Annotated in this window: 14 protein-coding genes; all 14 read left to right on the top strand. The window is 43.1% G+C overall.

Annotated elements, in window-relative coordinates; all coding sequences use genetic code 11:
* Positions 1-14 precede the first annotated feature (14 nt).
* Positions 15-1,664, top strand: a complete 1,650-nt coding sequence (locus ACRHOZ_RS15140; protein ID WP_431127082.1) for a S8 family peptidase — start codon at positions 15-17, stop codon at positions 1,662-1,664.
* 1 nt (position 1,665) lies between these two features.
* Positions 1,666-3,510, top strand: a complete 1,845-nt coding sequence (locus ACRHOZ_RS15135; protein ID WP_431127080.1) for a M1 family metallopeptidase — start codon at positions 1,666-1,668, stop codon at positions 3,508-3,510.
* 65 nt (positions 3,511-3,575) lie between these two features.
* A complete protein-coding gene (gene rnpA / locus ACRHOZ_RS15130; protein WP_431127078.1) occupies positions 3,576-3,959 on the top strand; it encodes a ribonuclease P protein component in 384 nt (127 codons plus the stop codon).
* The gene (locus ACRHOZ_RS15125; RefSeq protein ID WP_431127076.1) at positions 3,940-5,565 is read left to right on the top strand and encodes a S41 family peptidase; all 1,626 of its coding nucleotides are present in this window, start codon (positions 3,940-3,942) and stop codon (positions 5,563-5,565) included. The genes rnpA and ACRHOZ_RS15125 overlap by 20 nt, the downstream gene beginning before the upstream one ends.
* A gap of 3 nt (positions 5,566-5,568) precedes the next feature.
* The gene (locus tag ACRHOZ_RS15120; protein ID WP_431127074.1) at positions 5,569-6,759 is read left to right on the top strand and encodes a hypothetical protein; all 1,191 of its coding nucleotides are present in this window, start codon (positions 5,569-5,571) and stop codon (positions 6,757-6,759) included.
* A gap of 92 nt (positions 6,760-6,851) precedes the next feature.
* Positions 6,852-7,139 carry a DUF6150 family protein gene (locus tag ACRHOZ_RS15115; RefSeq protein ID WP_431127072.1) on the top strand — a complete coding sequence of 96 codons (288 nt, stop codon included), beginning with the start codon at positions 6,852-6,854 and terminating at the stop codon, positions 7,137-7,139.
* A 56-nt stretch (positions 7,140-7,195) separates the two neighbouring features.
* Positions 7,196-7,774 carry a Crp/Fnr family transcriptional regulator gene (locus ACRHOZ_RS15110; protein ID WP_431127070.1) on the top strand — a complete coding sequence of 193 codons (579 nt, stop codon included), beginning with the start codon at positions 7,196-7,198 and terminating at the stop codon, positions 7,772-7,774.
* 73 nt (positions 7,775-7,847) lie between these two features.
* Positions 7,848-8,387, top strand: a complete 540-nt coding sequence (locus ACRHOZ_RS15105) for an NADPH-dependent FMN reductase (RefSeq protein WP_431127068.1) — start codon at positions 7,848-7,850, stop codon at positions 8,385-8,387.
* A 12-nt stretch (positions 8,388-8,399) separates the two neighbouring features.
* A complete protein-coding gene (locus tag ACRHOZ_RS15100; protein WP_431127066.1) occupies positions 8,400-8,813 on the top strand; it encodes a nuclear transport factor 2 family protein in 414 nt (137 codons plus the stop codon).
* A 4-nt stretch (positions 8,814-8,817) separates the two neighbouring features.
* Positions 8,818-9,543 (top strand): GNAT family N-acetyltransferase, encoded by a 726-nt coding sequence (locus ACRHOZ_RS15095; protein ID WP_431127064.1) that lies wholly within the window; start codon positions 8,818-8,820, stop codon positions 9,541-9,543.
* Between the two features lie 17 nt (positions 9,544-9,560).
* A complete protein-coding gene (locus ACRHOZ_RS15090) occupies positions 9,561-10,112 on the top strand; it encodes a DUF7010 family protein (protein WP_431127062.1) in 552 nt (183 codons plus the stop codon).
* Between the two features lie 108 nt (positions 10,113-10,220).
* Positions 10,221-11,180, top strand: coding sequence for a DUF2157 domain-containing protein (locus ACRHOZ_RS15085; RefSeq protein WP_431127060.1), 960 nt, complete (start codon positions 10,221-10,223; stop codon positions 11,178-11,180).
* On the top strand, positions 11,159-12,223 hold the full coding sequence (locus ACRHOZ_RS15080; RefSeq protein ID WP_431127058.1) for a DUF4401 domain-containing protein: 1,065 nt from the start codon (positions 11,159-11,161) through the stop codon (positions 12,221-12,223). Before ACRHOZ_RS15085 ends, ACRHOZ_RS15080 begins: the two co-directional genes overlap by 22 nt.
* Positions 12,220-12,708, top strand: a complete 489-nt coding sequence (locus ACRHOZ_RS15075) for a GDYXXLXY domain-containing protein (RefSeq protein ID WP_431127056.1) — start codon at positions 12,220-12,222, stop codon at positions 12,706-12,708. The genes ACRHOZ_RS15080 and ACRHOZ_RS15075 overlap by 4 nt, the downstream gene beginning before the upstream one ends.
* Positions 12,709-12,710 lie beyond the last annotated feature (2 nt).

Raw genomic sequence — 12,710 nt, 5'->3', positions numbered from 1 at the left:
TTAAAATCATCTATATGAATCGCAGTTATTTCAATCTTTCTTTCTCCATGGTCTCCGCCTCCATTTTCCTAATGGGGTGCGGTGCCACTACTCTTGTTTCAACACCCGTTGAAAATATAGATACCATTCCTCTTAAGGTATCGGAATTGTCAGAATATCAGAAAAAAACCTGGGGGCATGCAGACCTCATTACGGATACCATACCAGGCATGAGCGTGGACAAGGCCTACCGGGAAATTATCAAGAACAAAAACGGGAAAACCGTTATTGTGGCCGTAGTTGATTCGGGAATCGATATTGAACACGAAGATTTGGACGGGGTGCTGTGGACCAACAAAGGTGAGCGACCCAATAATGGCAGGGACGATGACGGAAATGGCTACATAGATGACATCCATGGCTATAATTTCCTTGGCGAGGCCTATAACGAACAATTGGAGTATGTGCGCATGCTCCGAGTAGGTGTTGGGGATGCCTCTGCAAGAGCCAAGGCTCGCTTAAAACTGGACGAAGCTTATCCAAAAGCATTGCAGAATAAACAACAGTACGAGCAGATTTTCCAAGTGGTTAAGGGCGCCGATGAGGCAGTGAAAAAAGAGTTGGGCAAAAGTTCATACACCAAAAAAGAGTTGTTGTCCATTGAGCCAAAAACGGAGGAAATGCAGCAGCATGTTGCCGTACTCACCCAAATGTTCTCCTATGGCGAGAATATTCCCAGTGTAATGGAAGAACTCAACGAGGGTATTACCTATTTCACGGATCAGGTCAACTACAACCTCAACAAGGATTTTGACGGAAGACAGACCGTTGGGGACAATCCTTATGACTTTAGTGACAAAAAGTATGGGAACGGAAACCCAAAAAATAGGGTGGATACGGAAAGCCACGGAACCCATGTTGCCGGAATTATAGCTGCGGAACGGAATAATGGAAAAGGGGTGAACGGAGTTGCCAAAAATGTGAAAATCATGAGTGTGCGCGCCGTACCCAATGGTGATGAATATGACAAAGATGTCGCCTTGGCCATTAGATATGCCGCGGACAATGGTGCCAAAATCATCAACTGTAGTTTTGGAAAATCCTTTTCCCCCAACGCGCAATGGGTGTATGATGCCATAAAATATGCCGCTTCAAAAGATGTTTTAATTGTACATGCCGCAGGAAACGATGGAAATGATTTGGATAGTCCTGAAAATCCAAACTACCCTAATGATCACATGTTTGGAGCCATGGAAATTGCCAACAACGTAATCACAGTTGGGGCATTAACCAGCAGTTATGGTTCCAAAATGGTGGCAACTTTCTCCAATTACGGCAGCCAAAACGTGGATGTTTTTGCGCCTGGAGATGCCATTTATTCCACCTTGCCAAACAATAAATATGATTTTATGGGAGGTACTTCCATGGCCGCCCCGGCTGTGGCAGGCGTTGCGGCATTGGTACGATCATACTACCCGCAGTTGTCAGCGGTACAAGTAAAGCAGATTATTATCCAATCAGGGTTGGGCACCAAAGCTTCCGTAATTGTTTCGGGAGATCCGGCCAACGCCTCAACTTTTGACAAGATTTCCAAATCTGGGAAAATGGTGAATGCTTACAACGCCTTACTGCTGGCAGAAAGCATCACTAAAGGAAAAGCAACCCTTAGCAACAACACCAAATAATATGAAGAAGGCCTGGTTTTTCTTTTCAATTGCTTTAGCCGCTGTGTTTTCATTGCCTGCGCAGAACACTTCATATTGGCAGCAGCATGTAGATTATACCATGGATGTTGAGATGGATGTAAAGACATTTCAATATACGGGTACACAAAAACTAATTTATACCAACAACTCTCCCGATGCATTGAATCGGGTGTACTATCATTTATTTTTTAATGCCTTTCAGCCTGGTAGCCAGATGGATGCCCGCTTGCAAAGCATTAAAGATCCCGATGGCAGGATGATGGAAAATGGGAAAAGCAGGATTGCTTCCCTATCTGAATCTGAAATGGGTTATTTGCATGTAGAAACCCTTACCCAGGATGGTCAAGCTGTATCTTTTACCGAAGAAGGAACCATTTTGGTGGTGGATTTGGCACAACCCATTCCCTCAGGAGGCAAAACTACCTTGGATATGGCGTTTAAAGGACAAGTGCCTGCCCAAATTAGACGGTCGGGCAGAAACACATCCGAAGGCGTGGCCCTTTCCATGAGCCAGTGGTATCCCAAATTATCCGAATACGATTTTGAAGGTTGGCATGCCAACCCTTACATCGCAAGAGAGTTTCACGGGGTTTGGGGGGATTTTGATGTAAAATTGACGTTGGATAAAGACTATGTGGTTGGCGGTTCAGGTTATCTTCAAAACCCGCAAGAGGTGGGACATGGATATGAGGCCCCCGGCACCAAGGTTAAGACCAGGGGCAAAACCTTGACATGGCATTTTAAGGCGCCAAATGTCCATGATTTTATGTGGGGAGCGGACCCTGAATACATTCATGATACCCTGCAAATGGAAGATGGACCCACCCTCCATTTCTATTACAAAAACAATCCGGAAATCATAGAAAACTGGAAAAATCTGCAGCCCAAAACGGCTGATGCCATGCGGTTCTTTAGCAAGAATATTGGCAAATATCCCTATGAGCAATATTCGGTGGTTCAAGGTGGAGATGGCGGAATGGAGTATGCTATGAGTACCTTGATCACAGGTAACCGTTCTTTCGGAAGTTTGGTTGGTGTTATGGTGCATGAAATGGCACATTCCTGGTTTCAACATGTGCTGGCCACCAACGAATCCAAGCATGAGTGGATGGATGAAGGCTTTACTACTTTCATCAGCAGTCTATGTATGAATGAGATTATGGAACAGGGCAAGGAAAATCCGTTTGAGGGTTCCTACAAAGGATACTATGCACTCGTCAATTCTGGTTTGGAAAAACCACAGGCCACCCATGCCGATCGCTATAGCACCAACTTTGCCTATGGCATTGCCGCCTATAGCAAAGGTTCTATTTTCCTTTCCCAATTGGGTTATGTAATAGGACAGGATAAGCTCATGGAATCGGTGCGTAAATACTATGAAGATTTCAAGTTCAAACATCCTGTTCCCAACGATATAAAGCGCACAGCGGAAAAAATATCAGGAATGGAGCTCGAATGGTATCTGGTGGATTGGACCCAAACAACCAACACGATTGACTATGCCATCAAAAGTGTTGAGGCTTCCGGAAACCAGACCAAGGTGATCTTGGAAAGAATTGGAGATATGCCCATGCCCATTGATTTGTTGGTAGCCAATACGGATGGCTCCCAGGAAACTTATTACATCCCTCTTCAAATGATGAGAGGTGAAAAGGATAACCCCTATCCCAATCTAAAAAGAACCGTGGCAAAAGATTGGACTTGGGCGCATCCCACCTATGAGTTGATCATAGACAAGCCCTTGGGCGATATCCAAGCTTTGGTCATTGATCCATCACAGCTCATGGCCGATGTAAATGGAGAAAACAACGTTTGGCAGCCTTAAGATCAGAGCGGCCTTCGTTTTAGGCCGAAGTTCATTCTTAGCGAGATAATTTAAGTAGCACTAAAATGGCCTCCTTCAGCAAAAAAGAAAAACTCAAGAGCAAAAAGCTGATTGAGCAACTTTTTGTTGAGGGAAAAAGTGTCAAGGCCTTTCCAATTAGGCTGCTTTACATCAAAAGTGAATTCGATGATGTTCAGTTCAAGGCTGGTGTAGCAGCTCCAAAGAAAAAGTTTAAAAATGCCGTTGATCGGAATCGGGTAAAGCGCCTGCTTCGCGAATCTTATCGGTTGAACAAGCACCTTCTTTTTAACAATGTAGAGGGAAACTTTGCGTTTCTATTTTTATACCTTGGTAATACGATGCCCAACGCCAAGGAGGTGGACAAAGCCATGACTCAGCTTTTGGAAGCATTCATAAAAAAAGAATCCCATGAAAAATCTGATCAATAAAAGAATTTGGGTTCCAGTTGTAGCGCTCACCATTTTGGTTGCCACTTCCGGATTTAAAAGCGATTTCTTCGAGATAGCGAAACAAATCGAAATCTTCACCACGCTTTTCAAGGAACTCAACATGAATTATGTGGATGAGACGAATCCTGCGGAATTGATGGATTCAGCCATTAAGAACATGTTGGAAGAATTGGATCCCTATACCCGTTTTCTGAATGAACAGGATGTGGAGGCCTATAAAATCAACAACGCAGGCGAATATTCAGGTATTGGGGCCTTGGTCAGATCCTATGAGAGCAAATTACTCATTGTTGAACCCTATAAAGGGTATCCCGCTGATAAGGCTGGATTGAAGGCTGGGGATGAAATCATAAAGATTGGCGACATCACGGTTGCCGATTTTGACGATAACGCCAGCGAATTGCTCAAAGGGGCCAACAACACTTCCGTAAATGTCACTTTTGTAAGACAGGGAGAAACCAAGACCGCCACTCTAAACCGCGAAGGAGTGGAAGTGGATGCGGTTCCTTTTTATGACATGATCGACGAAAAAACGGGTTATATCGTTCTTTCCCGTTTCAATAGAAAAGCTTCCAGCCAAACCAAATCGGCACTACAAGATCTAAAGGGTAAAGGCGCGGAGCGGATGATTCTCGATTTAAGGGGAAATCCTGGGGGACTTCTTACAGAAGCCATCAATGTGACCAATTTGTTCGTTCCCAAAGGAGAGCTGATCGTAACCACAAAATCCAAGGTCAAAAAATTCAATCAAGAGTACAAGACCAAAAATCAGCCAGAAGATTTGGATATCCCGCTCGTGGTGTTGGTGGACGGTAGAAGTGCCTCGGCCAGTGAAATTGTTTCCGGGGGATTGCAGGATCTGGACCGAGCCGTGGTCATGGGCGCCCGTAGTTTTGGAAAAGGCTTGGTACAGCGACCGCTCAAGCTTACGTATGGCACCCAACTTAAGGTAACCATTTCACGATATTATACCCCCTCAGGAAGGTGTATCCAGTCCTTGGATTATTGGAACAGGGATGAGGAAGGAAACGCCGTCAGGAACACCCAATTTCAGGAGTTCACCACAAGAAATGGCCGCAAGGTACAGGACGGTGGAGGGGTAATGCCAGATGTGGAAATTGCATCCATCAAAACCAACAGCCTTATTGATGCATTGCAGCAAAACAACATCATCTTTGACTTTGCCACGGATTTCTATTTTGACCACTCCTTTGCCTCGGTGGGTGATTTCACTTTTACGGATTCGGATTTTGGGGCATTCAAAAAATATGCGCAAACACAGGATTTTTCATTCCAGACCGAAACAGAAGAGTTATTGGAACAAACCATGAACTCCGAGGATCACTTGTTGGGATCCAATGTCCAAGAAAAGTACAAGGATCTGTTATTGGCCATCAACAACGGTAAAATTTCCGCTTTGGATACCTATCAAAGGGAAATCAGGAAAAATCTTGAAGACGAGATCATCAAACGATACTTCTATAGAGAAGGTCTTTATCAATATTACCTAAAGCATGATGATGCCATTCTCAGTGCCACGGCCTTGCTCGGAGATGATTCCAAATACAATGGCATTCTTCGGTAGGTCATGAAAAGGTGTAGCCCATGCCTATTTCTGATACTGGTTTTCAACATTCCCCTATTTGGTCAACAACACTATGAAAAAGGGGAAATACACGATTCTATCCCAGTCAATGGAGCCCAAAAAGAGACCTTTGCGCTCTATTTGCCCCAGAATTTTTCCAATCAGGAACTGAGTTCCATTGTCTTTATTTTTGATCCTGCCGCTAGGGGAGCTTCCGGTATTCAACCTTTTATTCCCGCTTCGGAAAAGTATGGTCATATCCTCATCTGTTCCAACAACTCCAGAAACGCCCCCTACGAAAGAAACTTTGCCCTGGCCAACAACTTGTTCAACCATGTTTTTTCCCATTTCAATATTAAAGAGGATGAGATGTATGCTTCCGGTTTTTCCGGGGGTTCACGTTTGGCAAGTGCCATCGCATCGCTGACCAATAAGTTTGCCGGTGTCATCGGTTGTGGGGCAGGGTTCTCAGGAATCAAGGAGCATATGCCCGCGGCCCATGACTATTCTTATGTGGGTCTCTGCGGGAACAGGGACATGAACTATAAGGAAATGGTAGAGAACAAAGGCTTCCTAAACCTCATCAATTTCAACAGCACCCTAATTACTTTTGATGAGGAGCATCGATGGCCACCAAAAGAACAAATCCTGCGCGCTTTTGATTGGTTAAATCTTCAAAAGCTCAAAAAGGAAAAGCCCATTCCAACAGATAAATTACGGGCTCAATATGTAAAAGACTATGCGCTGGTAAAGCGTTTCAGAGCGGAACAACGGCTTTTGTTTGAAGCAGAACAACTGGAACGCATCATAAAAGACTACAAAGGAATTTGGGACATCGACAGTATAGAAACCCAATATACAGCGCTTCTGAAATCCAAGCCGCTCAAAAAGAAATTGGCCCAGTTGGGAAAAACATTGGAACGGGAACGAAAATGGGTGATGGCTTGGGACAAACAACTACGGGAGGACTTCGCACAACCGCAAAAAGTGAATTGGGAATGGTGGAAAAAAGAACTGGGAAAACTGGATAAACTCAAAGATACCGAAAATGCAGAAGTCCAAAATATGGTCTATCGTGTCCGCTTTGATTTGTTTGTCCGATTGTATTCGAGGAAAAACGAGTTGATTCATGCACAATCCAGTGCCCAGTCTACATTTATAGATGAGTTTATTGACCTGTTAAAATCCAATTAGGCGGCTTGGCATGGTTTTGGTTCCCTAAGAATAAACCAAAAACCGTGAAAGCGCTATTTTCTTTTCTAGTATTTCTATTTTGCACGCACTTCATGCACGGCCAAAAAGTTTTTGCTGTGGACCGGGACTATAAAGCTGATATAAAAGTCTTTGTTGCCGATCGGGATTACAAGGCAGATCTCTTGGTTTATAAAGTTGACAGGGATTATAAAGCACAAGACAACAAGGGGCTATGGTTTTTCACTGATGCAGATTACAAAGCTGACAAAAAAGTCTATTTCGTGGATGCCGATTATAAGGCTGATCTAATCATTTATGTAGTGGACTCGGATTATAAGGCCAAATGGAGAGACGCTTCCCTGCAGCATTGGATGTGGTAGTGTAAGCTGGCTTCAAATTCCCTATCTTGGAAGTCTCCTTCTTAATTAGCGCCTAGGTGAATCCTGTTGAACATCTTTTAAATCATTTTAAAACCTCAGTTGCCATTTCTTTGGAAGAGGAACATCTTATAAAACAACACTGTAAGGTTATTGAACTTGGAAGAAAAGATGTTTTACTTTTTGCAGGAGATACTTCCAAGCACATGAGGTTTATATCCAAAGGATGTTTGCGGGCCTACTATATGGATTCCGAGGCTAAAGAACATGTGGTCCAATTTGGAATAGAGGGTTGGTGGATCAATGACTTATACAGTTACCTTACCCAATCCCCTGCCAGGCAATTTGTTCAGGCTCTTGAGCCCAGCACCGTGGTTCAAATATCAAAAAACACCCTTGACCAATTGTTTCATGATATCCCTTCACTTGAGCGTTTTTTTCGGTTGAAGTTTGAAAAAGCTTATGTGGCTTTTCAAGAACGTACCATGGATACCATGAGCAAAACGGCCGAGCAGCGATATCAGGAATTCCGTTCTAAATACCGTGCCATAGAACAACGTGTCCCTCAATACATGGTTGCCTCTTATCTGGGGATTACCCCCGAATTTTTAAGCTCATTGCGAAAAAATTCTCCTTAATCCCTCTTTCTTAAGATACCTTAAGATTCAGGCCCCGAGAGTTTGGAAACTTTGTACCATAAATCACGGTACAATGAAAAAGATACTCGCTTTAACGGGCAGTAACAGCCCAAATTCCATCAATGAAAAATTAATGACGGCTGCTTTGGGGGCGCTTCACTCGTCCCAAATCACTAGGATAAGCTCAACCACATTGGATGTGCCCCTTTATAGCCTTCAAGAGGAGGAAAAGGGATTACCAAAACCCATTAAATTGCTTTTCAAGGAATTTGCGCTAGCAGATGGTTTTATTGTTGCATCTCCAGAACACAATGGGCTCCCCACAGCTTTTTTGAAGAACCTTATTGACTGGGTTTCGAGAATAGATCAAAAATTCTTTGGCGATAAGCCAGTGTTGCTCCTAAGCACATCTCCAGGATACAATGGCGGGGGTTCCAATCTAAAAGTTTTGGAAAAACTCCTGCCTATTTGGGGCGGGAATCTTACGGATTCGTATTCCCTTGGTAGCTTCAATCACAACTTTGACCCTGTCAATCATAAAATTACAAATAAGGAAGAGGCTGCCAAGTTTGACGGGGTCATCCAGAACTTTTTACAAATACTTCATTCATAGAAAAATCAAATCATGGAAAAATCAAATCGAAACATTCAGGTAGTTAACGACTACTTTACCGCCTTTCAAAATGGAAATACAACTCAGGTGCTGGATTCCTTTCACGAAGACTGCCTTATTGTAAGTGTAAAAGAGCAGCAAAGACCCAAAGAACAATTGCACGGCATGTACAGAACTAAAAAGGAAGCCAAACAATTTATTGCCAACATACTCGCCGTATTCAACACCAAAAGTTTTGAAGTGGAACGAATTGTGGCACAGGATAACGTGGTATTTGCCAATGGTTCTTTTAGCCACGAACTAAAAGCAACAGGGAAAATGTTCGTCAGCGATTGGGTCCAATTGAGCATTATTGAAGATGACAAAATCAAGGAGTACAGGTTTTATGAGGACTCTGCGGCTTTCGTTGAAGCTTCAAGTGTCTAGTGCTATGAATACTTTTAACCAAGAGATAGTGGGCCATCTGTTTGAGTTTTGGTCCGAAATTGGGAACCAAGGAGGGTTTACCAAGACGGGGCAGGGATATACCTCCACCCTTGCCCCTTCCAATTCTTGGCCAAGCAAAGTTTTTATAACCGATTCCTCCATAACGGACTTTGAATACATCCAACGAAGTATGCAGATTGGTATTCTTCCCAATTCTCTTTCCATAGGGGAGGACGAAAAACAAATCGAAAAATTGAAGCTCAACGGCTTTAAAGAAACCTCCCGGGTCAAGGCCATGTGCCTTTCATCAGATCAAGATCATCCCCATGGGTTACCTGATGATATCGTTGTCGTTAGTAGCTCAAAACATGCTCTTGAATTTGCCACAGTGGCTTCCAAGGCTTTTGGTTATACCATTCATCCAGGTACCATAAATGCATTGCTTGGACATCAACAGTTTCATTTATATTTGGGCGTGCATTTAGGAATATATGCCAGTTGCGGCATGGTTTATTTTGATGGTGATGGAAATTCAGGTATCCATATGATCGGGGTGCTTCCCATTTACAGAGGATTGGGACTGGGCAAAAGATTGACACAGGCTTTATTGTCCAAAGCTGAGGCATCAAGAACCAAAAAGGTCTTTCTGGTCGCTTCCAAATTGGGAGAACCCATCTATGCAAAACTGGGTTTTGAAACCCACGGTTCATTAGTCAGTTTTAGTGTCTAAGCAAATACATTTCTACTATGGAAAACGAGGGAGCTTCTTTGGAAAAACAACGCATCGCTTTTGCAAGCAGTAAATTCTTGGCAACTCCTTTGGCAGGTGCTATTATATGGGCCTTGGTGGGCATTGCTTCCCTTTTCCTTTCCGCTAAGGCCACCGTTTGGGTGCTTTTCATTGGAACAGGGAGTATTGTGTATTTGGCCATGTTCATTTCCAAGTTTACGGGCGAGAATTTTTTAGCGAGGAATAAGGCCAAAAACGAGTTTGATGCTTTGTTTTTTTATACCGTTGGCCAGGCAGTAATGGTATACGCCATTGCCATCCCCTTTTTTCTAGTGGACTACACTTCCCTTCCCCTAACGGTTGGAATCCTTTTGGGGGGAATGTGGATTCCCTTCTCTTGGATCATTAAACATTGGGTTGGGATCTTTCATGCGGCTACCCGAACCCTTCTGGTTCTAGGTCTCTGGTATGCTTTGCCTGAACATCGGTTTGTTGCCATCCCTTTTGGGATTGTATTGATTTATCTAATAACCCTTTTGGTCTTACGGCAACGAAGAACGGCAAATTAGGTTTTCTCCTTTCCAAGTTATAAAGCAAAATGAGCAATCTATCAATTTGAAGGAGTCATCCATCAATTTAGTGATAAACAGACCCACTATTTTGTTATCTTTCTGGATATGGAAAAAATCCGCAGGGAGGAAATTCGAATCATTGCAAAAAATAGCAACTGGTCTACTTCTTCAGTGTCCAGGGCTTTACATGATTATATTTACAATGCTTCCGGGGACTGGCTGAAATTCCTGAAAGTCTTTTTTTTGGGCCTCGGAGTCTCCTTCACAGTGGCAGGTATCATCTTTTTCTTTGCCTATAATTGGGATGCGCTTCACAAGTTTGCCAAACTCGGCTTGATCAGCGGCCTTTTTGTAGCCACTACAATAACAGCGGTATTGGCCCAGATGAATCCTTTGGTTAAAAAAGCCCTGCTTACGGCAAGCGCTGTTCTGGTTGGGGTATTCCTGGCTGTTTTTGGGCAAGTGTACCAGACAGGCGCTAATGCTTATGATCTATTTCTCAATTGGACTTTGCTAATTGCCATTTGGGTAGCCATTGTAAATTTTGCACCCTTATGGACCGTTTTCATCACCTTGATAAACATTACAATTGTTCTTTATGCAGAGCAGGTCGCTCATGGGTGGTCAGATGTCTTTCATCATGCCTTGTTATTTGGGGTCAATAGCTTTATTCTCGTAGTATTTCTATTGGGTTCCGAATGGGCTAAAAATATAGATCCCCCGTCCTGGTTTACTCATTTGATTGCGTTGGCGGCCATTGTTTATGCCACCATGGGTGTCTGTATCGGAATTTTTGACCCGCCAGAGACTGCATTTTACATGCTCCTGTTTACTGTGCTGCTGCTTTATGTGGCAGGGGTATTATATGGCTTACAGAACAAAAACGCCTTTTACCCTTCCATCATTGGCTTTAGCTCGATTATTATGTTTTCTGCATTTCTGATCAAACTGTCGGATGATGCTGGAATGTTTCTGATCATAAGCTTGTTCATTATAAGCAGTGTGACCTTGTTAATCATGTGGCTCATAAAACTTCACAGAAAATGGAACGCACAAATCGGGTAAAGACATTTCTAGAAACCATCCAAAAAAAGGAAGGGGAGCACTTTCAATCTGATGAAAGCGCCATTTTGGAAGCCCTTGTCCGGGATAAGAGCGAAACTTCCAGTTTGGCCATAAAGGTGCTTTCCATTTTTGGTGGCTTTTTGGCTTCCTTGGCATTTTTGGGCTTTCTGTTCATTTTAGGCGTCTACGAATCCGAAGTGGGAATGCTGGTGCTGGGTGTAGTTTTAATATCTGGAGCTTTGATCTTGAACAAAATGTTCGATCGGCTCATCATCGACACTTTTAGCATCTCCATTTACCTTATAGGCTTTGCCTTGGTCATCATAAGTTTATTGAACTTGGAAGTAAATGAGGATATGGTTACTCTTTTGGTCTTGATTACGGCCTTGGGCAGTTTGTTTGTTACACAGACCTATATGCTGTCCTTTCTCTCCATTCTTGGTGTTGGTGGCTGCTTGCTGATTTTGATCATTTCCAATGACCAGTATAATTTGATTCACCTGTACCTAGCGGTTTATGCACTGCTGTTGGTATATTGTTTTCTCAACGAGGCCAAGTTCCTTACATCTGGCAATAAGCTTTCCAAACTGTACGCTCCCCTAAGAATTGGATTGCTGTTTTCCTTTTTAATTGGATCGATTGCCTTGGGCAAGCGAGATTTGTTTCCCATTGATCAAAGCTATATCTGGCTCTCCTCAGTGGTATCTTTTTTGGCCGTGCTTTATTTGGTCAAGGATTTGATCAAGGTAGTTGGTGTGGTCTCGGTAAATACCAAAATCTTGATTTATGTCCTTAGCGTGGCAGTCTTGTTGCCCGCTGTCATGGCGCCCGCGATCTCAGGTGCAATCCTGATCATATTATTGAGTTTTAAAATAAATTACAAAACAGGTCTGGCTATTGGAATCATTGCCCTCACCTATTTTGTTTCACAATATTACTACGACCTCAACCTGACCCTGTTGACAAAGTCCATAATCCTGTTTTCATCTGGAGTGGTATTTCTACTTTTCTATTTGTTCACCCTTAAAATGACCAAGAAATGAACCACATTCAGAAAATTGTAATATTGGCAAATTTGGTCTTGGTACTGGTGCTGTTCAGCAATTCTGTTGTTCAAAAGGAGAAACTGTTGGAGGATGGGCAGCTCATCCTTCTGGAGCTCGCCCCAGTGGATCCCCGCTCTCTAATTCAGGGGGATTATATGCGGTTACGTTATGGTATATCCGGTGATATTGATTATGATAAAATCTCCAAAACCGGTTTTTGCGTAGTTACTCTCCATTCGGACAACACCCTTGATCAATTTAGGGTACAGCGTGAAAAATTGCCATTGCACCCCGGTGAATTTTTAATCAACTACACCAAAAAGAGCTGGAACAACATCAACATTGGAGCCGAATCCTATTTTTTCCAGGAAGGTGAAGGAGAGAAGTATGAAAATGCCAAATATGGTGGGGTCAAAGTGGATGGAAATGGTAATAGCCTATTGATAGGCCTCTATGATGAGGACAAGAATTTGATTGAATAAAG

It is taken from the genome of Flagellimonas flava, from assembly GCF_050617915.1.
GTDB lineage: Bacteria > Bacteroidota > Bacteroidia > Flavobacteriales > Flavobacteriaceae > Flagellimonas > Flagellimonas flava_A.
The sequence above is the reverse complement of the archived record's forward strand: the minus strand, read 5'-3'. Positions and strand labels throughout refer to the sequence as shown.

What these genes read in the sequence shown, in the direction of transcription:
- ACRHOZ_RS15115 (WP_431127072.1), top strand. Translation starts at nt 6,852, where the DNA reads ATGCACGGCCAAAAAGTTTTTGCTGTGGACCGGGACTATAAAGCTGAT.
- ACRHOZ_RS15085 (WP_431127060.1), top strand. Translation starts at nt 10,221, where the DNA reads ATGGAAAAAATCCGCAGGGAGGAAATTCGAATCATTGCAAAAAATAGC.
- ACRHOZ_RS15135 (WP_431127080.1), top strand. Translation starts at nt 1,666, where the DNA reads ATGAAGAAGGCCTGGTTTTTCTTTTCAATTGCTTTAGCCGCTGTGTTT.
- rnpA (WP_431127078.1), top strand. Translation starts at nt 3,576, where the DNA reads ATGGCCTCCTTCAGCAAAAAAGAAAAACTCAAGAGCAAAAAGCTGATT.
- ACRHOZ_RS15125 (WP_431127076.1), top strand. Translation starts at nt 3,940, where the DNA reads ATGAAAAATCTGATCAATAAAAGAATTTGGGTTCCAGTTGTAGCGCTC.
- ACRHOZ_RS15090 (WP_431127062.1), top strand. Translation starts at nt 9,561, where the DNA reads ATGGAAAACGAGGGAGCTTCTTTGGAAAAACAACGCATCGCTTTTGCA.
- ACRHOZ_RS15140 (WP_431127082.1), top strand. Translation starts at nt 15, where the DNA reads ATGAATCGCAGTTATTTCAATCTTTCTTTCTCCATGGTCTCCGCCTCC.
- ACRHOZ_RS15075 (WP_431127056.1), top strand. Translation starts at nt 12,220, where the DNA reads ATGAACCACATTCAGAAAATTGTAATATTGGCAAATTTGGTCTTGGTA.
- ACRHOZ_RS15120 (WP_431127074.1), top strand. Translation starts at nt 5,569, where the DNA reads ATGAAAAGGTGTAGCCCATGCCTATTTCTGATACTGGTTTTCAACATT.
- ACRHOZ_RS15080 (WP_431127058.1), top strand. Translation starts at nt 11,159, where the DNA reads ATGGAACGCACAAATCGGGTAAAGACATTTCTAGAAACCATCCAAAAA.
- ACRHOZ_RS15095 (WP_431127064.1), top strand. Translation starts at nt 8,818, where the DNA reads ATGAATACTTTTAACCAAGAGATAGTGGGCCATCTGTTTGAGTTTTGG.
- ACRHOZ_RS15100 (WP_431127066.1), top strand. Translation starts at nt 8,400, where the DNA reads ATGGAAAAATCAAATCGAAACATTCAGGTAGTTAACGACTACTTTACC.
- ACRHOZ_RS15105 (WP_431127068.1), top strand. Translation starts at nt 7,848, where the DNA reads ATGAAAAAGATACTCGCTTTAACGGGCAGTAACAGCCCAAATTCCATC.